Here is a 20578-nt window from a genome sequence, read left to right as displayed (position 1 = left end):
GTTAGCAGTTAGCAGTTAGCAGTTAGCAGTTAGCAGTTAGCAGTTAGCAGTTAGCAGTTAGCAGTTAGCAGTTAGCAAAAAATAAAATATAATTTGGGAAAGAACAAAAAATGAGTAAATATTAATGTCCCAAATTTCGACGAAGTCGAAAACAACGATTTTTAGAAATAAAGAGCGAAAGGATGGAACTGCAAAGCGAAGCTTTAAGCATGGAATCCTGAAAGCGAATGGTGCTTTAGCAATTTCCTTATAAATCGTTTTGAATTTTTGGTTCGTTTTGTTTCAAGACAAAATGAACAGAGAAAGAAAAAATATTATATAAAAGAAAGCAATTAAAAACAGATTCCCACATTAGTGAGAAGTAAACATGAAACAACTACTAAACAGACTAATAAATCAAGAAAGCATCTCAAGCGAAGAAGCAAAAAACGTCTTGGTTAATATATCAGCGGGTCAATACAATCAAAGTCAAATCGCATCATTCCTAACCGTTTACATGATGCGGAGCATCACTTTAGACGAACTCAGAGGATTCAGAGATGCCCTTTTAGAACTTTGTATTCCTGTAGATTTAAGCGATTACGATACCATAGATTTATGCGGAACAGGAGGCGACGGAAAAGACACGTTTAATATCTCAACATTGTCCTCTTTTGTTACAGCAGGTGCAGGAGTACATGTTACTAAACATGGAAATTATGGCGTATCCTCAGCTTGCGGTTCATCCAATGTCATGGAACATTTGGGTATAAAATTTACTAATGATATCGATTTTTTAAAACGAAGTATAGACGAAGCAGGCATTTGTGTGTTACACGCACCTTTATTTCATCCAGCTATGAAAAATGTGGCACCAATTAGAAAAGAATTAGGTGTAAAAACCTTTTTCAATATGTTAGGACCAATGGTAAATCCTGCATTTCCAAAAAATCAAATGGTTGGTGTTTTTAATCTGGAATTACTAAGACTTTACGGTTATTTGTATCAAGAAACCGATAAAAATTATGCTGTGGTTCATGCGTTAGATGGTTATGATGAAATTTCATTAACAGGTAAAACAAAAGTCATAACCAATGCATCCGAAACATTATTTGAACCTTATGAATTAGGTGTAGATACGGTAGAGCAATCTGCAATATTCGGAGGAAACACAGTTGAAGAAGCCGCTAAATTATTTACAAAAATCATCAATGGCAATGGCTCAAAAGCCCAAAATAATGTTATTTGTGCCAATGCAGGTTTAGCTATTGCTACCGCAAAACAAATTTCACACAAAGAAGGGTTTGAATTAGCAAAAGAATCACTAATGAGTGGAAAAGGAAAACAAGCGCTAGATAAGTTGATTGAGATAAGTAATTAAATGTTAGTAGTTAACAGTTAGCAGTTAGCAGTTAGCAAAAATGAAACATTATTTGAGACAGAAAAAAAATGAGTATAAGTTAAAGTCCCAAATTCCGACATAGTCGGAAACATCAAAATTCAGAAATAATGAGCGAAGGAACGAAGATGCGAGGCGCAGCCTCAAGCACGAAGTTCTAAAAGCGAATGTCGCTTTAGCAAATGCTCAGCATTCACGATTTCAAAAAAACAATAGAAATCTATGAGTAATTCCTAATTTTGATTGTGATTTTTGATTCGTTTGCATCAAGGCAAATGAATAAATAAGAAAATGAATTAAAAATAAATCTGCTTTCACAGGCATTAATATGAACATATTAGACAAAATAGTAATAGACAAACGTAAAGAAGTTAATTTACGAAAATCTCTAATTCCTGCAAGTCAATTAGAACAATCCATTCTATTTGAACGCGACACTATTTCTCTAGCTCAAAACTTAAGAAACAGTCAATCAGGAATCATAGCCGAGCACAAAAGACGTTCGCCATCTAAATCCGAAATTAATCACAATTTAAATGTGCAAGATGTAGCAAAAGGATACGAAAATGCAGGAGTTTGTGGTATGTCTGTTTTAACTGACGGAAAGTATTTTGGTGGTTCTTTAGATGATTTAATCTTGGCTAGAGCAAGCTCTAACCTACCACTTTTAAGAAAAGAATTCATCATTGATACCTACCAAATTCTAGAAGCCAAAGCTTATGGAGCTGATGTTATTTTATTGATAGCAGCTATTTTAACAAGAGAAGAAATTAAACAATTTTCGCAGTTTGCAAAAGGTCTAAATCTCGATGTGTTATTAGAAGTTCATAACGAAGAAGAATTACACAAATCAATAATGCCTTCATTAGATATGCTAGGTGTAAATAACAGAAATTTAAAAACATTTGAAGTCAGTTTAGAAACCTCAAAACAATTGAGTCCAGTAATTCCTGACGAATTTGTAAAGGTATCCGAAAGCGGAATAAGTTCGGTTGAAGCTATAAAAGAACTACAACCTTTTGGCTACGAAGGCTTTTTAATAGGAGAAAATTTTATGAAAACGGATAATCCTGGAGAGAGTGCAACTAAATTTATAAAAGACCTAGCAGGTTTATAAAACCTAACAGGTCTCAATTTAAAAATTAAAACAATAAACTGTCATTCCGCACTTGATGCGGAATCCACAATAACCCACTAAATTAATAGATTCCTGCCTTCGCAGGAATGACAAAAATTATGAAACTAAAAATCTGCGGAATGAAATATAAAGACAATATAGAAGCTGTTGCGAATCTGCAACCTGACTTTTTAGGCTTTATATTTTACGATAAATCTGCTAGAAATTTCGATTCAATAATTCCAGACATTCCAAAATCGATTAAAAAAGTGGGTGTCTTTGTAGATGAAAACCTAGAAATTGTAAAAGAGAAAATAGAAAAATATAGTTTACAAGCCGTGCAACTTCATGGCCATGAAACACCAGAATATTGCGCACAAATAAATAATGTTGAAGTCATAAAAGTATTCAGCATCAAAGACGAATTTAACTTTGATGTGCTTCAGCCTTATGAAAAAGCTTGCGACTATTATTTATTCGACACAAAAGGTAAATTACCAGGTGGCAATGGTTACACATTCAATTGGAATGTACTCAACCACTACCCTTCCACAAAACCGTATTTTTTAAGTGGAGGCATCGGATTAAATGAAATTGAAAGTGTTCAGTCATTCCTGCGAAGGTCGGAATCTCAATATTGTTACGCTATCGATGTTAATAGTAAATTTGAAATAGAACCTGGATTCAAGAATGTCGAGGAATTAGAAAAGTTTAAAAAAGAAGTAAGCAGTAAGCAGTAAGCAGTAAGCAGTAAGCAGTAAGCAGTAAGCAAAAATTAAAAAAACTTGGGAAAGAACAAAAATTAGTAAAAATTAATGTCCCAAATCAATTCAGAGAATTGAACATCAAAATTCAGAAATAATGAGCGAAGGAATGAAGATGCGAAGCGAAGCTTCAAGCACGAAATTACGAGAGCGAGTGTTCCGAAGGAATTTCCTATATTTTGATTGTGATTTTTGGTTCGTTTGCATCAAGGCAAATGAACAAAATAAAAAAGAAAACAAATTGCAACACTGAATAACAATTCAATTTCGCAATAAAGAAACAAATAAAATGAGTTACAACATCAACGAAAAAGGCTACTACGGAGAGTTTGGAGGTGCATACATTCCAGAGATGCTATACCCAAACGTAGAAGAATTAAGACAAAACTATCTTAAAATAATGGCAGAACCTTCATTTCAAGAAGAGTTTAATGCCTTATTAAAAGACTATGTTGGTAGACCTTCGCCACTCTATTTCGCCAAACGCCTTTCAGAAAAATACAACACAAAAATTTATCTAAAGCGTGAAGACCTCAACCATACAGGAGCACATAAAATCAATAATACTATTGGTCAAATCCTTATGGCAAAACGTCTCGGCAAAAACAGAATTATTGCCGAAACTGGAGCAGGTCAGCATGGTGTGGCTACAGCAACCGTTTGTGCACTTATGGGAATTGAGTGTATTGTTTACATGGGAGAAATTGATATCGCTCGTCAAGCACCAAATGTTGCGAGAATGAAAATGTTAGGAGCAACTGTGATTCCGGCTTTATCAGGAAGTCGTACTTTAAAAGATGCAACCAACGAAGCTATAAGAGATTGGATTAACAATCCTGTTGACACACATTATATTATTGGTAGTGTGGTTGGACCTCATCCATATCCAGATATGGTAGCTAAATTTCAAGCAGTTGTTTCAGAAGAAATAAAAAGTCAGCTTTTAGAAAAAGAAGGTACGGAAGACCCAACGTATTTGGTGGCTTGTGTTGGTGGTGGAAGTAATGCAGCCGGAACTTATTATCATTATTTAGACAATGAAGCTGTAAATATTATTGCTATTGAAGCCGCAGGACATGGTGTTGATTCAGGAGAAAGTGCTGCAACATCTGTATTAGGAAAAGAAGGTATTATTCATGGCAGTAAAACCTTATTAATGCAAACTAACGATGGACAAATTACAGAACCCTATTCAATTTCAGCAGGATTAGATTATCCTGGTGTTGGACCAATGCATGCTAATTTATATAAAACAGGTCGAGCGGAATTTATAGCCATTACAGATGATGATGCCATGAAAGCTGGATTGGATTTATGCAAACTTGAAGGTATTATTCCTGCGATTGAAAGTTCTCATGCTTTAGCTGTTTTTGAACATAAAACGTTTAAACCAGATGATATCGTAGTGTTAAATTTATCAGGACGAGGAGATAAAGATTTACAAAATTATATTGATTATTTTAAGTTGTAAATTCGAAGTAAGCAGCAAGCAGTAAGCAGTAAGCAGTAAGCAGTAAGCAGTAAGCAGTAAGCAAAAATTAAAATATATTTTGGGAACAAAACAAAAAGCAGCAAAAATTAATGTCCCAAATTTCGACATAGTCGGAAGCAACGATTTTTAGAAATAATGAGCGATAGGATGGAACTGCAAATCGTAGCTTTAAGCATGGAATCCTGAAAGCGAATGTCGCTTCAGCGATTTCCTGACAAATCGTTTTGAACTTTTGGTTCGTTTTGTTTCAAGACAAAATGAACAAACTAAATAAAACTATAACATTTTGAACAGAATAAACCAAAAACTAGAAGAAGACAAAAAGCTATTATCCATATACTTCACAGCAGGATACCCAAACATTAACGACACAGTTACTGTCATAGAAAATCTTGAAAAATCTGGTGTAGATATGATAGAAATAGGACTACCATTCAGTGACCCTTTAGCTGATGGTCCTACGATTCAGGCAAGTTCTACAAAGGCATTGCATAATGGTATGACTAGCGAACATCTTTTTGAACAACTAAAAGACGTTCGTAAGACGGTTTCAATTCCGCTAATCATAATGGGTTATTTTAACCCAATGCTACAATATGGTGTAGAAGAATTTTGTAAAAAATGTCAAGAAGTTGGCATAGATGGACTTATTATTCCTGATTTACCAGTTGACGTGTATCATGATAATTACAAATCTATTTTCGAAAAATATGGCCTAATCAACGTCTTCTTAATTACACCACAAACCTCAGAAAAACGTATTAGATATATAGATTCTATTTCAAACGGATTTATTTATATGGTAAGTTCTGCAAGTGTCACAGGTAGTCAATCAGGATTTGGAGATGTACAAACGCAATATTTTCAACGTATAGCCAACATGAAATTAAAAAACCCACAAATTGTTGGTTTTGGAATTTCTAATAACGAAACATTCACACAAGCAACAAAATACGCCAAAGGCGCCATTATTGGTAGTGCATTTGTAAAACACTTAACTAATTCTGGTGTCGATAAAATTGATGATTTTGTAACTGCTATTTTATAATATGAAACTCTTAAACGACTGGAAATTAATTATTCTTTTATGCTTAACTTTAGGTTTGGCACCATTTTTTCCAGAACCTCACATCGTTGGTAAAATCAGATGGATTGAAGGTGGTGCAAATGGAATGACCGTAAAAGACTGGTTTGATGTTGTTTTTCATGAATTTCCATTTATTCTATTAGTCCGAATAATAATCATAAAGCTTTTAAAAAAGCCGAACGTTAATCGAGAATAATAAACTTCAATACATCTATTTTAAATTAAAGTTTATATTTGAGTCACATTAACCAACTAAAATCAAATTTATGGAATGGTATTTAAAAGTCGTAAGAGATAATTACGCAAATTTTACAGGTAGAGCAAGACGTCAAGAATATTGGATGTTTGTTTTGTTTAATATGCTTTTTGCTTTTGCAATTGTACTTGTTGCTGGTGGATTAGTTGCATTGACAGAAATAGGTGCATTCGCAGGACTATATCTAATATATATCTTAGGTATCATAATTCCTAGTTTAGCCGTTGCGGTAAGACGATTACACGATATAGGAAAAAGTGGTTGGTTTTACTTAGTAGCACTTATACCATTAGTAGGAGGTATATGGTTAATCGTTTTATTTGCAACAGAAGGCGACAAAGGACCTAACGCTTACGGACCAGATCCAAAAGAAATAGATTCTACTGTTACTGTTTAAGTCATCACACTTTAAACTGAACAATTAAAAACTTATATTTAATGCCTATTCTTATTAATTGAATAGGCATTTTTTTATTCTTAATTAAACTTAATAATGTCATTAAACATCGTACTCATAGAACCCGAAATCCCAAATAACACGGGTAACATTGGTCGTTTGGCTTTAGCGTCTGGTTCTACCTTACATTTAGTAAAACCATTTGGTTTTGAAATCGATGATAAACGACTTAAACGTGCAGGATTAGATTATTGGAAGCATCTAGACGTTATTTACTATGAAAATATTGATGATTTTTTCAAAAAGAATGACAATGCAAAAATGGTGTTCTTATCTAGTCATGGAACTCAAAGCCATTGGGATATAACGTTTGAAGATGATTTATTCTTAGTCTTCGGAAAGGAATCCGTTGGTTTGCCCAAAACAATTATTGAAGCTCATAAAAATGACCTTTTTAAAATTCCACTTTATAGTGAATCTATTAGAAGTTTAAATTTAGCGAATGCCGTAAGTATAATAGTGTATGAGGGCTTAAGACAATTAAGGGCATAATTCAGCAACTTATTAAATTAACTAAATTTTAAAGCTTTTTACCTTATATTGCTCTCATTAATGAATAATTAAAAAATTAATATTATGATTTTAAATACAATAAAAACAGGATTATTTTTCATAGCTATAACATCTTTCTCTTTTGCAAATGCTCAACAGAAACTTGAAACACAAAAAGTTCAGAATAAAAGAGCTATAAAAAGTTTTAAAGCACTTGACACTAATTCCGATGAAACCATAAATTTAAAAGAACTTAAAGCTAATTACAAAAAAGACGAATTTAGTGAAGAAGAGGTTAAAACCAAATTCCTTAAAATGGATACAAATAAAAACGGTTCCATAAGTTTGGATGAATTTACTTTGGCTTTCGAAATGAAAAAGAAATCTGCTCAAAAGACAGAATTGAAGCAGATTGAAAAAAACAAAAAAGCAACGCTAAAAAAAGATTAAATCCTTTTTTAAACATTTTAAAAAATCCTCATTTAGCAATGAGGATTTTTTTTATGATAATTAGTTTTACTTTAAGTTAGGATTCTTTTTTAAATACGCTAAATACATTTGCTCAACTTTAGTCCTAGCCCAAGGCGTTCGTCTTAAAAATTTTAAACTAGATTTAACTGAAGGGTCGTGCGTAAAACATCTAATATTAATCTGATAACCCATATATTCCCATCCATAATGCGCTTGTAGCTCTGTTACAATATCAGCGAGCTTTTTTCCATGCAATGGATTATTTGGTTGCGTAGACATATTATAAGCTATTTACTAAAGCTTTAATCTTAACGGCTTTTTCAAAATGGTCTAGCTCGTGTGTTTTTATCCACCACGTAGCGGCTTCCATCAACAATTCTGGATTATCATTTTTATTTTTAAAAAAAGCATAAAAAGAAACACCAACATTAGTTCCTTTTTGAGCAATCTTCTTATCGCAGACTTCAATTATTTTATGTTTTAAACTATCAGTCATCACAGCTTAATTACGCGTAGAATCGTTATTTCGGTTTCGGTTTCTACTTTTATTTCTATTAGAATTTCTGTTATTACCTGAACCTTTAGAATTAGAGTTTCTGTTATTAGTTCTTCTTCCTTTATTTTGATTTCTGTTTTGACCAGGTTTTATTGGTGCTGTTGAAGCGTTTGGATCTGGTTCAAAACCTTCCACTATTTCTACTTCAATAGATTCTCCAATTAACTTTTCAATACCTTTTAAATAACTAGTTTCATCTGCACTAACTAAAGATAATGCTTGGCCTTCTGCTCCTGCTCTACCTGTTCTACCGATTCTATGTACATAATCTTCAGAAATGTTAGGTAATTCAAAATTTATAACATGTGGCAATAATGGAATATCTATACCTCTTGCAGCAATATCTGTAGCTACCAATACTCTAACAGAACCATTTTTAAAACCTGCTAAGGCTTTTGTTCTAGCTCCTTGACTTTTATTTCCGTGTATAGCTGCTGCTGATATACCTGCACTAATCATCTTTTTACAAAGTTTGTTAGCACCATGTTTGGTTCTTGTAAAAACCAAAACTTGGTTCCAATTACCTTCAGAAATTAGTTTAATAATTAAGCCTGTTTTTTTGCCTTTTGCAACTCTATATACTTTTTGGTCTATAACCTCTACAGCCGTATTTTGTCGTGCTGTTTCAACCTGAACCGGATTATTTAAAATAGAATAAGCTAATTTTTTAATGTCTTTTGAGAATGTTGCCGAGAACAAAAGGTTTTGTCGCTTGTCCGGCATTAACTTCATTACGCGTTCAATATCACGTAAAAATCCCATATCTAACATTCTATCTGCTTCGTCTAAAACAAATATTTCAACACGTTTTAAAGATAATGCACCTTGATTTTGTAAATCTAGTAATCGTCCTGGTGTAGCTACTAAGACATCAACACCTTTTCTTATGGTTGCGATTTGCGGTTTTTGATTAACACCACCAAAAATTACAGCACTTCTTAAATTTAAAAATTCGCTGTATTCCTTTACGTTAGCAAATACCTGAGCTGCTAACTCACGTGTTGGCGTTAAAATTAATGCTCTTATTGGTCTGTATTTTTCCTTTGGATTTTCAGATAAGAGATGTAATAATGGTAATGTAAAACCTGCAGTTTTACCAGTTCCGGTTTGTGCTGAAGCCAAAACATCTTTTCCTTCTAAAACTGAAGGGATGGCTTTTGCTTGTATTGGCGATGGTGTTTCGTATCCTTTTTTACTGATTGCTTTTAATAACGGCTCAGATAAGCCTAATTCTTTAAATGACATATATAGTGTTTATGAAGCAAACTCTATATTATATTAGGTCACTCCTTTAATTTGGCGCGAAGTTACGCCTATTTTCTTGTTGACATAACTAATTACCTTCTTATTATGAATTTCTCGATTTTTTCCATTCTAAAAATTTAAAAAAAGGATTCGTCGCTCTGTTTTTATGACCATGCATTGCTGCATTTATCATTAATACAGCAGCAGCAATAAATGCAAAAACAGCAATCGAGTAATTATCATTTTTATTAGCAACACCAATACCAACTAATGCCCAGGCACCAACTAGAGCAAATTCGCGCATATTACGTTTCCAAATAACGGTAAGGTTAATTATTGTGGCAATAACTATTAGTGAAATTGCCCAGAATTTAGGTTCTAACCCAAATCCATTCCAATCTATTTTAACCAAATACGTAGACACATTTGCAATACTAGCTAATGTAACCCAACCTGCATAAATTACAAATGGCCACCATAAGAAGGCAATAATGGGAAATGGTTTATCATCGAGTTCCATTCTATTATTTACAATAATTTTTAAAATTGAAAACAATAATAAAAAGATGAATAGACAAGATAAGCCTGTAAATTCATAAATCCATGCAAAAACCCATAGTGAATTAAACATGCAAGACATAACAAACCACCAACCTGTTTTTAAAACAAAATCATCGTTTTTAGTCTTAAAACTTGAAGTTCTCGCTTGATAAACCACAAAGCATACCAACATAATATAAATAATTCCCCAAATTGAAAACGTATAACCTGCAGGCGTAAAAAGCGATTTATAACTGTTAGAAACTTCTCCAATAGTAGTGTTATTCATTATACCTGTATTAGACAGGTAATTAATAAATATGGTTATAATCAATGCTATTGCATTAGATATCTGAAGCGTTTTTCTCATTTTTTGTATTTCATACTAAGGTAATAAATATTTGAAATATCTTTAAGTTTGAATACTATCAATATTTGAGCAACTTATAACATCAAGAGATGAATTTCACACCTTTTACTGAACTTACTTCTGCACGACTCTCCCTCAGGAAACTGAAAGAATCTGATGCTGATACCATTCTCTTTTTACGTTCCAACGAAATTGTAAATCGGTATATTAAAAGACCTGAGCATAGACAAACTAAAACTATCTCAGATGCGTTAAACTTTATAAGAACACAGCATAATAATCTAGAGCATAGTATTTCGATTGTTTGGGGAATTACGCTAAAAGACAAATCAGAACTTATAGGTACTATTTGCTTGTGGAACTTCTCTGTAGACAAAAAAGTAGCAGAAGTTGGTTATGACTTAAATCCCAAATTTCACAATAAAGGAATTATGACGGAAGCCTTAAATTTGGTTCTCGACTTTGGATTTAATCAATTAAAACTTCAGAAAATTGAAGCTTTTACAGATACCAAAAATGAAAATTCTAAACGACTTTTAACTAAAAATGGATTTATTTTAAACCCTTCTCGAAAAGATGTAGATAATGAGTCTAATTTAATTTATGAGATTTTTGATGGAATTGTAAACAGCTAATTATAAAGATTTCAACAAACGTTCTACCTCAGCAATTGCAGTTCTGTAGATACGACGATTAGGTTTCGTCATATGCTTAGATTCTGTTGAGATTTCATTCAATAAATCCTTGCCTTCATTAGCTCTATTATTTTCTATATAGAATTTTGCTAATTCTAAACGCTCATTATAATTAGAATATGGTCTATCTATCTGTTTTAATTGTACTTCAGCATCTTCTAGTTGACCTAGTTCTTTTAAAGCTAAACCATAACAAAATTGTTGTTTAGACCCTTTAAATTCTGGTTTAGATTTTATGACTTCTACACTATCTAAAACTCCAGCATAATCTTGTAATTTAAAATAGCACAAAATAAGTTGTTGATGTGCGTATAAATTATTTTGGGATGTATCTTTTAACGTATGCTTATAATTAACAATAGCATTAGGCATATCGTTATTAGCGAAATAAGCATCTGCCAAATCAATTCTGTTTGTATACGTATCTGAAAATTCTAACTTCTTTTCTAAGTCCTTTGTTTTCTTAGTTGGATTGATGATAGACGTTAATTCACTTTGAATTTTATCGGCATCATTCTTATTATAAACTTGCGTTATGATGTATATAATTGAACCTACAACAGGAATAAAGAAGATGAGAAAAAACCAATAATATGGTTTATGATTTTTATAGACATGATAAATACAAAACGCCTGAAGCGCTACAATTAAATAGTAATACATGGATTAGAATTAGGTATCTAAATATAGTAACTATCTTGTAAATACCAATTCATTTTCAGAAGATAATTCTTCGCTAAATCCGTAGTTTTCTAAATTAAATCCTTTTACATCATCTAAAGTTTTAGCATCTGTATCAATGATGTATCTGGTCATTAATCCTCTAGCTAATTTAGCAAAAATGGCTACGATTTTATACTGTCCGTTTTTAAATTCTTTAAACGCTACATTAACGACTGGTACTTTTAAAGCTTTTGTATCTATGGCTTTGAAATACTCATTACTTGCCAGGTTAAGGAAAAGCTCATCATCTTCTAACTCTTCGTTTAAAGCTTTAGTGACTTTCTTTTTCCAGAACTCGTATAAATTTTTGTTTTTACCAACTGGCATTTTAGTTCCCATTTCTAATCGGTAAGGCTGAATTAAATCTAATGGTTTTAAAACACCATATAAACCAGATAATATTCTAACGGTATCTTCTACTTTATCTAATTTATCAGTATCAATTGTATAGGCATCTAATCCTCTATACACGTCGCCACTAAATGCATATATGGCTTGCCTTGCATTGTCTTTTGTAAATGGTAATTCCCAGTCTTGGTTGCGCTCATAATTTAATTGCCCTAAATTATCTGAAATATGCATTAGTTTAGATAAACTCTTTGCCGACTTCTTTTTTAATACTTTATTTAAACGTTCTGATTCCGCTAAAAAACTACTTTCCGTTGTTTTAGTGGTTGGTAATTTAGTCTCGTAATCTAAAGATTTTGCTGGTGATAGTACTAATTTCATATGTATTTGCTGCTACTGCAGACCTCTAATTTATGGTTAAACACTTCTTCTTTCTCAGTAGTAAAAATACGATGTATCTTAAAGATTTTCTAATATTTATTAATAGTAAAATTGATATCACTATTAGAAATAACTATGCCAATTCACAAATATGTTCAACGTAAGAATAGCTAAAAGAATTGGTTATTAACCTAAACGTGATAAGTAATGATTTGTCATTCTGAACTTGTTTCAGAATCTAATTTAATGAAGATGCTTTTGAGATGCTGAAACTAGTTCAGCATGACAAACTGAGTGAGTGAGTGAGTATTTTTAAACTTGCTCAAGATGTGCAGTTTTCTCATCTTTTCTCAATAGTCTTGGGAAAGCGCGTTAAGGATGGAAACGGCATCCTTTTTTGAGGCACGAAAAAAAGATATAGTGGACAGCCTGATTATTTTTTTCCTACAAGGTTTTAAAAACCCTTGAAGGTTAAAAAAAATAAAACGCCCAAAACATATTGTTTTAGACGTTACTGAGTCTTTGTTAAATCTACTTTTGATTCCGATAGCTATCGGAACTGCTTTCGCAGGAATTTGGCACTAATCATTAGCGTGCTTTGCATAATGTCTCCACTTCTCTATACATTGCGCGATATCCTGAGGAATTTCAGATTCGAATTTCATGAATTCTCCTGTGGTTGGATGCACAAACCCAAGCGTTTTGGCATGTAAAGCTTGTCTCGGCAAAATCTTAAAACAGTTTTCTACAAACTGCTTATATTTTGTAAATGTGGTCCCTTTTAAGATACGTTCGCCTCCATAACGTTCGTCATTAAAAAGGGTGTGACCAATATGTTTCATATGTACACGGATTTGGTGTGTACGTCCTGTTTCGAGCTTACAACTTACTAAGGTTACATAACCCAAACGTTCTATAACTTTAAAATGTGTTACGGCTGGTTTACCTTGTTCTTCTTCGTCATCTAGAAAAACCGTGTTTTGTAATCTATTTTTTGGATGACGACCAATATTACCTTCAATGGTGCCTTCTTCCTCTTCAATATTTCCCCAAACAAGTGCAACATATTCGCGCTCACTCGTCTTTTTCGCAAACTGATTAGAAAGATGTGCCATGGCTTGTTCGGTTTTGGCAACCACTAACAATCCGCTAGTATCTTTATCTATTCTGTGCACCAAACCTGGTCTTTCGCTTGAGTTGTTAGGTAAATTTTCGAAATGAAAAATTAAACCATTAATCAATGTACCCGAATAATTTCCGTGTCCTGGATGCACAACCATACCTGCTGGTTTGTTAACCACCAGTAAATCGTCGTCTTCATAAACCACATCAATCGGAATATCTTCTGCAATTAAAAGATTTTCGTGTGGTGGATGCTCAAACTTTACAGTGATGTAATCGTTTGGTTTTACCTTGTAATTAGATTTTACAGGTACATCATTCACAAAAATACTTCCGTCTTTTGCTGCAGCTTGAATTTTATTACGCGTAGCGTTTTCTATAAAATTCATTAAGTATTTATCGATACGAAGTGGCTGCTGACCAGCGACTACTCTAAAAGCATGGTGCTCGTAAAGTTCGTTTTCTCCTTCGTCTGAAATATCAGGAATATTTGGCATTGAATTGTTTTATAATTTACCGTTTCCTAACACCAAGTCTATCTTAGATGTTAATGGTAATTTTGTACCTGCTTTAAGAGGTTTGCCTTTATAAGACATAGACATTACACCTTCTCCAATAGCATCTTTATACGTAATTTCTCCTACTTTAAAACCTAAGGCTATTAATTGTGGTTCAGCTTGTCTAAATGTAAATTTTAAAATATTTGGCACTTCAACTTTACGATAATCAGAAGGATTTAATATTAAATAAATCTTTCTATTTTCCTTTACCTGAGAACCTGCTGCTGGCTTTTGCTCAATAACAGAATACTTTGGATATTTTGGATTGTAATTAGCTGAATCTTGAATTTTAAGCGTTAAATCTAAATCCTTTAATTCTATACCAACTGTTTCTAAAGATTTACCTTTTAAATCTGGTACAATTACAAATTCTCCGTGATTGGTAGAAATGTTTAACCATTTTAAAACAATAAAACACAAAACAACAAGCGCCACAATGGCCAATGCTATTTGTTTAAAAAACACTTTACTGGTAAGAAACTTAACTAAACTCATAAGCTATATAATTGTGGACAAAACTAAGAAATTCTAACGTTATATTAACGTCTCGCAAATAAAATACGTATTAACAACCCATTTAGATTATTAAAAATAAATTATACATTTACGCTATCGCTTATATAAACTAAAACAAACCCATTTTATTGGGTACATAAAATGAAGAAAAATATTGCAATTATTATGGGTGGCTATTCTAGCGAATACAAGATTTCCCTTAAAAGTGGTAACGTGGTTTACAATACCTTAGATAAGGCTAAATATAATACGTTTCGTATTCATATTTTTAAAGAGAAATGGGTTTTTATTAATGAACTTGATGAAGAAATTTCGGTTGATAAAAATGATTTTTCGATTGTAGTAGATGGCACAAAAATCACATTCGATTGTGTGTTTAACGCTATACATGGTTCGCCAGGCGAAGATGGTTTTATGCAAGCATATTTTGAACTGTTAGACATTCCGCAAACTAGCTGCAATATGTACCAAGCTGCATTAACATACAATAAGCGCGATTTGTTAGCGACTTTGAAACCTTATGGAATTAAAACGGCTGAAAGTTTTCCGCTTAACCTTGGAGACCAAATAGATGAAGACGCTATTATTACAAAAGTAGGTTTGCCTTGTTTTGTAAAAGCGAATAAAGCTGGTAGTAGTTTTGGAATTTCTAAAGTGTATAAAAAGGAAGAATTACAAGCCGCAATAGACAACTCATTTAAAGAAGATAATGAAATTATTATTGAACAATTTTTAGATGGTGTTGAAGTCTCTGTTGGAGTTATTTCTTATAAAGGCGAAACGCTCGTTTTACCAATAACTGAAATTGTTTCTGAAAATGATTTCTTTGATTACCAAGCTAAATACGAAGGAAAATCTCAAGAAATCACACCTGCTCGTATTTCTGATGATTATGCCAACAAAGTAAATATTGAAGCTAAACGTATCTATGAAATTTTAAAAATGAAAGGTTTCTCTAGAAGTGAATTTATCTTTAAAAACGATGAACCTTATTTGTTAGAAGTTAATACAGTGCCAGGTTTAACTAACGAAAGTATTTTACCGCAACAAGCTGCGAAAGCTGGCATTAGTATGGAAGCTTTATTTGAGAATGCTATTGAAGAAACTATCAATAATTAATAGTTATATTTGAAATAATTAAGACGTCTTTTTATAAGTTGTAAAACACTATCAATGAAACGAGCATTATTCCCAGGATCTTTTGATCCTATTACAAACGGACACTTCGATATTATAAAACGTGGTATTAAATTATTTGACGAAGTTGTTGTTGCTATTGGTATTAATGCCGAAAAAAAATATATGTTTTCTCTTGAAGAACGGAAAAAGTTTATCGAAGAAGCGTTTAAGAACGAACCTAAAGTAAAAGTGGTTACTTACACTGGTTTAACTATTGATTTTTGTGAAAAAATTGATGCAAAATTTATTCTTAGAGGCTTAAGAAATCCTGCGGATTTTGAATTTGAAAAGGCTATTGCTCACACCAACAGAAGGCTATCAAAAATTGAAACGGTATTTCTATTAACTGCAGCTAAAACATCCTTTATATCATCTTCAATTGTGAGAGATGTACTAAGAAATAATGGCGATTACACGGTTTTAGTGCCTGATAGTGTTAGGGTAAATACTAAATAAGATTATTTCGTTTCGCTTTCTGAACAGCTTCGAGTTTATTATGTACTTGTAGTTTTCTGTAAATATTTTCAATATGCTTTCTTATTGTCCCAGTAGATAGCATAAGGTTGCTCGCTATAGATTTATAACTTAACCCTTTGCTTAGCTGCTCTAATACATCAACCTCTCTTTCTGTGAGTTTAATTTCTTCTAACTTATCATTATCATTAGGAACAAATGGATTTCGTAATAATTTAAGAGTTTTTAAAGCAATTGAAGGATTCATAGCAGCACCTCCATTTAAGGTTTCTAATATGCCAGAATGTAAATCGCCAGCATTAATTTCTTTTAGCAAATAACCGTCTGCACCAGCTTTAATGGCATTGAAAATGTTTTCGTCATTATCAAAAACCGTTAGCATTATAATTTTAATATGAGGATACTTTTGTTTTACTTTTTCAGTCGCTTCAATACCATTCATTTCTGGCATTTCAATATCCATTAAAATTAAATCTAGATTATAATTTTCTTCTAATTGACTTAACAGAATGGCACCATTCATTGCTTTGAATTTTACCTCTAAGTTTTCAAAAAAAGATAATTTTTCCTCTACCGTTTTTATTAAAAACGAGTTATCATCTACAATAGCAATTTTTATTTTCATTCGTAATTATTACAAAAATAAGGTTACTGATGTTCCTTTATTCTCTTTTGTTTCTACACTTAAATTTCCACCTAATTCATGCGCGCGTTTTTTCATATTTCTTATACCATTACCCAATACTGTATTGGTATCATTAAACCCAATGCCATCATCTTTTATTGACACTCTAATATGATTATTTACTTGGTAAATTTCAACATTAATTTTTGAAGCCTTAGCATATTTTAAAGTATTGTGAATTGCTTCTTGGGTTATTCTATAAATATTCATCCCTTGTACTGAAGAAAAAACAGCATCATTATTCACATCTTTATCTACATTAAATTGAAAATCTATATTTTGAGCAGCAAGGTTGGCTTTGTCTATAAAATTTGAAATTCTTACTTGTAAATCTTCAAACGTAATCTCGTTTTTATTCATAGCCCAAATAGTATCTCGTAACTCATAAATAGTGCTTGAAGCAAAATCACTTATTGTACTTAATTTGGTCTTTAGTTTTTCGTCTTCCAGCTTAAAAGCATATTTAATATTATCTATAGAGGAGATAATAAAGGTTAATTGTGCTCCAATATTATCGTGTAAATCTCTACTAATACTTAGGCGTTGTTCTTGTAATTTATTTTGAGTTTCAATTTTAATCAAAGCTTTGTTCAACTCCTTTTCCTTTTCAAGTTGATGATTTTTTAAACGTTGTTGGTTATAAAAAAGATAACCTATAAAACTGAATATCGAAACCAAACCAATTAGACCATAGATCTGATAATTCCGCTTCTGTATAATTAAATCTTGTTCAGCTAATTCTGCTCGTTGAATTAATATTTGCTTTTGATTTTTTTCAGTCTCATATTTAATTTCCAAATCTGCAATGGCCTTTGCATTTTTTTCGGAAAAGATAGAATCCTTCAATGCTATATATTGACTTTTAAATGCTCTAGCTTTATTAAAATTATTCAGAATATAATAGCTTTCTGCGCCTGTTAAATACAAATCTGCAGACATAAGCGCACTTTCAGGATATTTTTCTACTAACAAAAAACCCTCGTTAATATAATTTAAAGCTTTTATTGGTCGGTTAGCATCATTGTATAATGTAGCAACATTATTGTATGTTGACAGTAAAGCTTTTTCATTTGCTTTGGCTTCTTTCGTTTTTTCAATAACCTGAAAATAGGTTTGTAATGCTAAATCTGTATCGCCATTTAGATTGTATGCATTGGCCAAATTATCTAACAGCTTGTGATATTCTAAATTATTGTTTTTTCGAATTGCTAAATCAATTCCTGTTTTATAAATTTCAATTGCTTCACCTATACGTCCAAGTTCCTTTAAATTAATCCCAATATTATTAAGTGATGCTATTTGATCGTTTTCTAAATTATATTTTTCTCTAACACTTAAAGCTCTTCTATGATATTCTAAAGCTTTTTCATTAAGATACATTTCTTGGTAAATGAGACCTATATTATTTAACGCGTTAGCTGTTGCACTTTCTTGATTTAAGGATTCATTTTTTTTAAGCGATTGAAAGAAGTAATCTAAAGCTTGGTCAAAATTGCCTCTATTCCAATTAAACATACCAAGGTTATTAATACACAAGGCTTCAATAGATTTGAACTGATGCTTTTGACTTATTTTTAAAGCTTTTTCAAAATAATATTGAGCAGAATCGCTTTTGCCCATAACATCCATATAAATGCCTTTGGTATTAATGAGTTCTGTTAAACCATATTGAAAATCAGCGCTATTAGCGAGTTGCACACCTTCTTCTAAGACTTTGATGGCTTTATCTGAATCATTGAAAATATATCTAAATCCAATTTTATTATACATTCTAATTTTTGCGGAATCATTAACTGTTTGTCTTGCAACAACGAGTAAACTGTCTAAATTTTGAGCAAAACCAATCAAACAGAAAAAGCATGTTAGGAATGCGATTTGATATTTTTTCATGTCTAAATTTAATTAAAAAGTGTTAAATACTATTTTCTTGTTAAAACCAGAACACAGACTTAACACTTTTTATACCATTGAATATCAACTAAAATAATATTGGTTTTAATAATTACTTAGAAATTCACTCGTATGAAAATCTAAAAATTTATTACCAGCATTATAAAGCCCTTCTACATATTTTTTTGAGTCTACATCAATCCATTTAGTAAGTGAACTGTAACTTGCTCCTGCAATAACCACAGGTTTAAATGACGTTGCAGTTTCTGAAGTTTGCTTAGAATATGCAACGACTTTTTCTTTTTTAATAACACCATTGATTTCTAAATCCTTTTTTAAAGTTCCGTTATATTGCGTCTCTGCTCCTAATCCCGTTTTACCTTTAGTAAAAGAAACCATAGAGTTAATTCTTTCTTGAGTTTGGGCACCTTTTAATCTTAAGCCTTTCTTTTTTGGTGCAGCAACAACATAATCTCCTATTAACCTATAGTTAGTAAACATTTTCACTTTAGCTCCACCTGCATTTTTAAAGAAATCATTACCAGCTTCAGAATACATAAAGTAGAGATTTACATTAGCTACGACAGCATCATCTAAATCATCAGATAATTTTTGAGGCACTAAAGAACCATTTAAAAATCCTTTTTTCTTCTTGCCTTTCTTTGTTTCTCCTTTATAAAAAAACGAATAACCATCTGGCACAGACGTCATAACACCAGGTAGACCAGATTCTATTACATAAGGTCCACTAGCCTTTTCCCAACCTTCATAAGTATCTGTTTTTCCTGCCATTTCAGCAGTTATAATCTCAAAACCTTTTGCTTTTAAATCTTCAATAAAATCATTGTAAAGCTGATTTGTTTTTTCTTGAATATCAGCTTCCTGTAGTCCATTAATCCCAATTGCAGCAGATGCAGTAGCTTCTCCTTTTGCCGTGTTTCTAAATCCTCCTGAAGATTTATAAGACACAGCCTCTTTATAAGTTTCAAAATTCACGTTAAAACTCGCTATGTATATTTTTTTTGGCCCTTTTTTAAGTTTACCTAAACCATACTTTTCTTTACCAGGTTTAAATTCTTCTAAATCTTGAGCATACGTTGTGCCAATAAGTAGGCAGCTAATAATAACAATAATGTGTTGTAATTTTTTCATGATTAATATGTTTATAAAATTGATTATGGGTTTCTATGTCACAAATTTGAATAAAAAGACAAAGCCAAACCATACGACGAATTGCGTATATTTTTAAACCAAAACAACATGGCATATTAATAATAGTTGTAACAAAAGGAGACTTTTAACTACACATAATTAATATATTGTTTCAATTCTATGCTAAATCAAATCACATATATGCTGTTTAAACTGAAGCTGACTCAGCCATCAGAAAACACTATTGATTATTGGGTTAATACCAATGCTGTTGAGAAACTAGAATATACCTTAAAACATGGAAATTATAAAACGAGATTATGGGCAGCGGAAGGATTAGAACATGAAGGTAGAGCATCTTCAGTTCCTGTTCTCTTGTATACTATTAACGATAAAATTCAGAATGTATCAATCGCTGCTTTAAATGCTCTAGAAGCTTTAGGTTGCAATAACGAGTTAACTATATCTATTACGAGTAAACGTTTTAATTGGGTAAAAACCATTAGAGATAAAGAAGAAAAACGTAACGTTATAATAACTAAAAAACATAATATTTACCGCTGGAAACGCGCTAGCAAGCAATCTTTTGACCGCGTAAAAGCACAGTTAAAAAAACCAATTAGATGAA

The 20578-nt window shown here is 32.0% G+C and carries 24 protein-coding genes; 13 read left to right on the top strand and 11 right to left on the bottom strand.

Annotation, left to right across the window (positions count from 1 at the left end):
- The first annotated feature begins 367 nt into the window (after positions 1-367).
- From trpD to Q0891_RS16475, 9 genes are all read left to right on the top strand, one after another.
- Entirely contained in the window at positions 368-1360 is a 993-nt protein-coding gene (gene trpD, locus Q0891_RS16515) for an anthranilate phosphoribosyltransferase (protein WP_299103439.1), read from the top strand.
- Between the two features lie 346 nt (positions 1361-1706).
- Positions 1707-2495 carry an indole-3-glycerol phosphate synthase TrpC gene (gene trpC / locus Q0891_RS16510; protein WP_299103438.1) on the top strand — a complete coding sequence of 263 codons (789 nt, stop codon included), beginning with the start codon at positions 1707-1709 and terminating at the stop codon, positions 2493-2495.
- A 119-nt stretch (positions 2496-2614) separates the two neighbouring features.
- Positions 2615-3235 carry a phosphoribosylanthranilate isomerase gene (locus tag Q0891_RS16505; RefSeq protein WP_299103437.1) on the top strand — a complete coding sequence of 207 codons (621 nt, stop codon included), beginning with the start codon at positions 2615-2617 and terminating at the stop codon, positions 3233-3235.
- Between the two features lie 313 nt (positions 3236-3548).
- Complete coding sequence (trpB, locus tag Q0891_RS16500; protein WP_299103436.1) at positions 3549-4730, top strand: tryptophan synthase subunit beta; 1182 nt, start codon at positions 3549-3551, stop codon at positions 4728-4730.
- Positions 4731-5037: 307 nt separating this feature from the next.
- Positions 5038-5799: a tryptophan synthase subunit alpha gene (trpA, locus tag Q0891_RS16495; protein ID WP_299103435.1), complete on the top strand. Its 762-nt coding sequence runs from the start codon at positions 5038-5040 to the stop codon at positions 5797-5799.
- A 1-nt stretch (position 5800) separates the two neighbouring features.
- Entirely contained in the window at positions 5801-6034 is a 234-nt protein-coding gene (locus tag Q0891_RS16490; RefSeq protein ID WP_299103434.1) for a hypothetical protein, read from the top strand.
- 70 nt (positions 6035-6104) lie between these two features.
- On the top strand, positions 6105-6491 hold the full coding sequence (locus Q0891_RS16485; RefSeq protein ID WP_299103433.1) for a DUF805 domain-containing protein: 387 nt from the start codon (positions 6105-6107) through the stop codon (positions 6489-6491).
- Between the two features lie 96 nt (positions 6492-6587).
- On the top strand, positions 6588-7043 hold the full coding sequence (locus Q0891_RS16480) for a tRNA (cytidine(34)-2'-O)-methyltransferase (protein ID WP_299103432.1): 456 nt from the start codon (positions 6588-6590) through the stop codon (positions 7041-7043).
- A gap of 84 nt (positions 7044-7127) precedes the next feature.
- Positions 7128-7493 carry an EF-hand domain-containing protein gene (locus Q0891_RS16475; protein WP_299103431.1) on the top strand — a complete coding sequence of 122 codons (366 nt, stop codon included), beginning with the start codon at positions 7128-7130 and terminating at the stop codon, positions 7491-7493.
- Between the two features lie 66 nt (positions 7494-7559).
- Here Q0891_RS16475 and Q0891_RS16470 read toward each other — a convergent pair whose 3' ends face one another.
- The 4 genes from Q0891_RS16470 to Q0891_RS16455 all read right to left on the bottom strand — a co-directional run bounded on the left by Q0891_RS16470 (position 7560) and on the right by Q0891_RS16455 (position 10225).
- Complete coding sequence (locus Q0891_RS16470; protein WP_299103430.1) at positions 7560-7793, bottom strand: VF530 family protein; 234 nt, start codon at positions 7791-7793, stop codon at positions 7560-7562.
- A 1-nt stretch (position 7794) separates the two neighbouring features.
- Positions 7795-8010, bottom strand: a complete 216-nt coding sequence (locus tag Q0891_RS16465) for a DUF6500 family protein (RefSeq protein ID WP_299103429.1) — start codon at positions 8008-8010, stop codon at positions 7795-7797.
- Positions 8011-8016: 6 nt separating this feature from the next.
- Positions 8017-9315 (bottom strand): DEAD/DEAH box helicase, encoded by a 1299-nt coding sequence (locus Q0891_RS16460; RefSeq protein ID WP_299103428.1) that lies wholly within the window; start codon positions 9313-9315, stop codon positions 8017-8019.
- A 103-nt stretch (positions 9316-9418) separates the two neighbouring features.
- Positions 9419-10225 (bottom strand): tryptophan-rich sensory protein, encoded by an 807-nt coding sequence (locus Q0891_RS16455; protein WP_299103427.1) that lies wholly within the window; start codon positions 10223-10225, stop codon positions 9419-9421.
- An 89-nt stretch (positions 10226-10314) separates the two neighbouring features.
- Here Q0891_RS16455 and Q0891_RS16450 point away from each other — a divergent pair, with 89 nt between their 5' ends.
- Entirely contained in the window at positions 10315-10860 is a 546-nt protein-coding gene (locus tag Q0891_RS16450) for a GNAT family N-acetyltransferase (RefSeq protein WP_299103426.1), read from the top strand.
- Here the strand turns inward: Q0891_RS16450 and Q0891_RS16445 are convergent, their stop codons facing one another.
- From Q0891_RS16445 to Q0891_RS16430, 4 genes are all read right to left on the bottom strand, one after another.
- The gene (locus Q0891_RS16445) at positions 10861-11583 is read right to left on the bottom strand and encodes a hypothetical protein (protein WP_299103425.1); all 723 of its coding nucleotides are present in this window, start codon (positions 11581-11583) and stop codon (positions 10861-10863) included.
- 30 nt (positions 11584-11613) lie between these two features.
- Positions 11614-12372: a peroxide stress protein YaaA gene (gene yaaA, locus Q0891_RS16440; protein ID WP_299103424.1), complete on the bottom strand. Its 759-nt coding sequence runs from the start codon at positions 12370-12372 to the stop codon at positions 11614-11616.
- Between the two features lie 581 nt (positions 12373-12953).
- Positions 12954-13991 carry an RluA family pseudouridine synthase gene (locus Q0891_RS16435; RefSeq protein WP_299103423.1) on the bottom strand — a complete coding sequence of 346 codons (1038 nt, stop codon included), beginning with the start codon at positions 13989-13991 and terminating at the stop codon, positions 12954-12956.
- A gap of 9 nt (positions 13992-14000) precedes the next feature.
- On the bottom strand, positions 14001-14549 hold the full coding sequence (locus Q0891_RS16430) for a PASTA domain-containing protein (RefSeq protein ID WP_299103422.1): 549 nt from the start codon (positions 14547-14549) through the stop codon (positions 14001-14003).
- A gap of 162 nt (positions 14550-14711) precedes the next feature.
- Between Q0891_RS16430 and Q0891_RS16425 the strand changes: the two genes are divergently transcribed.
- Both Q0891_RS16425 and coaD read left to right on the top strand, forming a co-directional pair.
- Positions 14712-15689: a D-alanine--D-alanine ligase gene (locus Q0891_RS16425; RefSeq protein WP_299103421.1), complete on the top strand. Its 978-nt coding sequence runs from the start codon at positions 14712-14714 to the stop codon at positions 15687-15689.
- 54 nt (positions 15690-15743) lie between these two features.
- Complete coding sequence (coaD, locus tag Q0891_RS16420) at positions 15744-16205, top strand: pantetheine-phosphate adenylyltransferase (protein ID WP_299103420.1); 462 nt, start codon at positions 15744-15746, stop codon at positions 16203-16205.
- On the opposite strand, the gene Q0891_RS16415 is transcribed toward coaD, so the two are convergent.
- The 3 genes from Q0891_RS16415 to Q0891_RS16405 form a co-directional block, all read right to left on the bottom strand.
- On the bottom strand, positions 16198-16848 hold the full coding sequence (locus tag Q0891_RS16415) for a response regulator transcription factor (protein WP_299103419.1): 651 nt from the start codon (positions 16846-16848) through the stop codon (positions 16198-16200). The two genes, coaD and Q0891_RS16415, sit on opposite strands and share 8 nt — an antisense overlap.
- Before the next feature lie 9 nt (positions 16849-16857).
- Positions 16858-18798, bottom strand: a complete 1941-nt coding sequence (locus tag Q0891_RS16410; RefSeq protein ID WP_299103418.1) for a tetratricopeptide repeat protein — start codon at positions 18796-18798, stop codon at positions 16858-16860.
- Positions 18799-18903: 105 nt separating this feature from the next.
- Complete coding sequence (locus Q0891_RS16405; RefSeq protein ID WP_299103417.1) at positions 18904-19950, bottom strand: hypothetical protein; 1047 nt, start codon at positions 19948-19950, stop codon at positions 18904-18906.
- Positions 19951-20130: 180 nt separating this feature from the next.
- On the opposite strand from Q0891_RS16405, the gene Q0891_RS16400 reads away from it, so the two are divergent.
- Positions 20131-20577 (top strand): HEAT repeat domain-containing protein, encoded by a 447-nt coding sequence (locus tag Q0891_RS16400; protein ID WP_299103416.1) that lies wholly within the window; start codon positions 20131-20133, stop codon positions 20575-20577.
- Position 20578: the final 1 nt, after the last annotated feature.

The organism is uncultured Winogradskyella sp. (assembly GCF_947498005.1).
Lineage (GTDB): Bacteria > Bacteroidota > Bacteroidia > Flavobacteriales > Flavobacteriaceae > Winogradskyella.
This window is presented reverse-complemented; position numbering and strand designations above follow the sequence as displayed.

Excerpts from the sequence above, each read along its gene's own strand:
- trpD (WP_299103439.1), top strand. The coding sequence starts at position 368 with ATGAAACAACTACTAAACAGACTAATAAATCAAGAAAGCATCTCAAGC.
- trpC (WP_299103438.1), top strand. The coding sequence starts at position 1,707 with ATGAACATATTAGACAAAATAGTAATAGACAAACGTAAAGAAGTTAAT.
- Q0891_RS16505 (WP_299103437.1), top strand. The coding sequence starts at position 2,615 with ATGAAACTAAAAATCTGCGGAATGAAATATAAAGACAATATAGAAGCT.
- trpB (WP_299103436.1), top strand. The coding sequence starts at position 3,549 with ATGAGTTACAACATCAACGAAAAAGGCTACTACGGAGAGTTTGGAGGT.
- Q0891_RS16490 (WP_299103434.1), top strand. The coding sequence starts at position 5,801 with ATGAAACTCTTAAACGACTGGAAATTAATTATTCTTTTATGCTTAACT.
- Q0891_RS16485 (WP_299103433.1), top strand. The coding sequence starts at position 6,105 with ATGGAATGGTATTTAAAAGTCGTAAGAGATAATTACGCAAATTTTACA.
- Q0891_RS16480 (WP_299103432.1), top strand. The coding sequence starts at position 6,588 with ATGTCATTAAACATCGTACTCATAGAACCCGAAATCCCAAATAACACG.
- Q0891_RS16475 (WP_299103431.1), top strand. The coding sequence starts at position 7,128 with ATGATTTTAAATACAATAAAAACAGGATTATTTTTCATAGCTATAACA.
- Q0891_RS16470 (WP_299103430.1), bottom strand. The coding sequence starts at position 7,793 with ATGTCTACGCAACCAAATAATCCATTGCATGGAAAAAAGCTCGCTGAT.
- Q0891_RS16465 (WP_299103429.1), bottom strand. The coding sequence starts at position 8,010 with ATGACTGATAGTTTAAAACATAAAATAATTGAAGTCTGCGATAAGAAG.
- Q0891_RS16460 (WP_299103428.1), bottom strand. The coding sequence starts at position 9,315 with ATGTCATTTAAAGAATTAGGCTTATCTGAGCCGTTATTAAAAGCAATC.
- Q0891_RS16455 (WP_299103427.1), bottom strand. The coding sequence starts at position 10,225 with ATGAGAAAAACGCTTCAGATATCTAATGCAATAGCATTGATTATAACC.
- Q0891_RS16450 (WP_299103426.1), top strand. The coding sequence starts at position 10,315 with ATGAATTTCACACCTTTTACTGAACTTACTTCTGCACGACTCTCCCTC.
- Q0891_RS16445 (WP_299103425.1), bottom strand. The coding sequence starts at position 11,583 with ATGTATTACTATTTAATTGTAGCGCTTCAGGCGTTTTGTATTTATCAT.
- yaaA (WP_299103424.1), bottom strand. The coding sequence starts at position 12,372 with ATGAAATTAGTACTATCACCAGCAAAATCTTTAGATTACGAGACTAAA.
- Q0891_RS16435 (WP_299103423.1), bottom strand. The coding sequence starts at position 13,991 with ATGCCAAATATTCCTGATATTTCAGACGAAGGAGAAAACGAACTTTAC.
- Q0891_RS16430 (WP_299103422.1), bottom strand. The coding sequence starts at position 14,549 with ATGAGTTTAGTTAAGTTTCTTACCAGTAAAGTGTTTTTTAAACAAATA.
- Q0891_RS16425 (WP_299103421.1), top strand. The coding sequence starts at position 14,712 with ATGAAGAAAAATATTGCAATTATTATGGGTGGCTATTCTAGCGAATAC.
- coaD (WP_299103420.1), top strand. The coding sequence starts at position 15,744 with ATGAAACGAGCATTATTCCCAGGATCTTTTGATCCTATTACAAACGGA.
- Q0891_RS16415 (WP_299103419.1), bottom strand. The coding sequence starts at position 16,848 with ATGAAAATAAAAATTGCTATTGTAGATGATAACTCGTTTTTAATAAAA.
- Q0891_RS16410 (WP_299103418.1), bottom strand. The coding sequence starts at position 18,798 with ATGAAAAAATATCAAATCGCATTCCTAACATGCTTTTTCTGTTTGATT.
- Q0891_RS16405 (WP_299103417.1), bottom strand. The coding sequence starts at position 19,950 with ATGAAAAAATTACAACACATTATTGTTATTATTAGCTGCCTACTTATT.
- Q0891_RS16400 (WP_299103416.1), top strand. The coding sequence starts at position 20,131 with ATGCTAAATCAAATCACATATATGCTGTTTAAACTGAAGCTGACTCAG.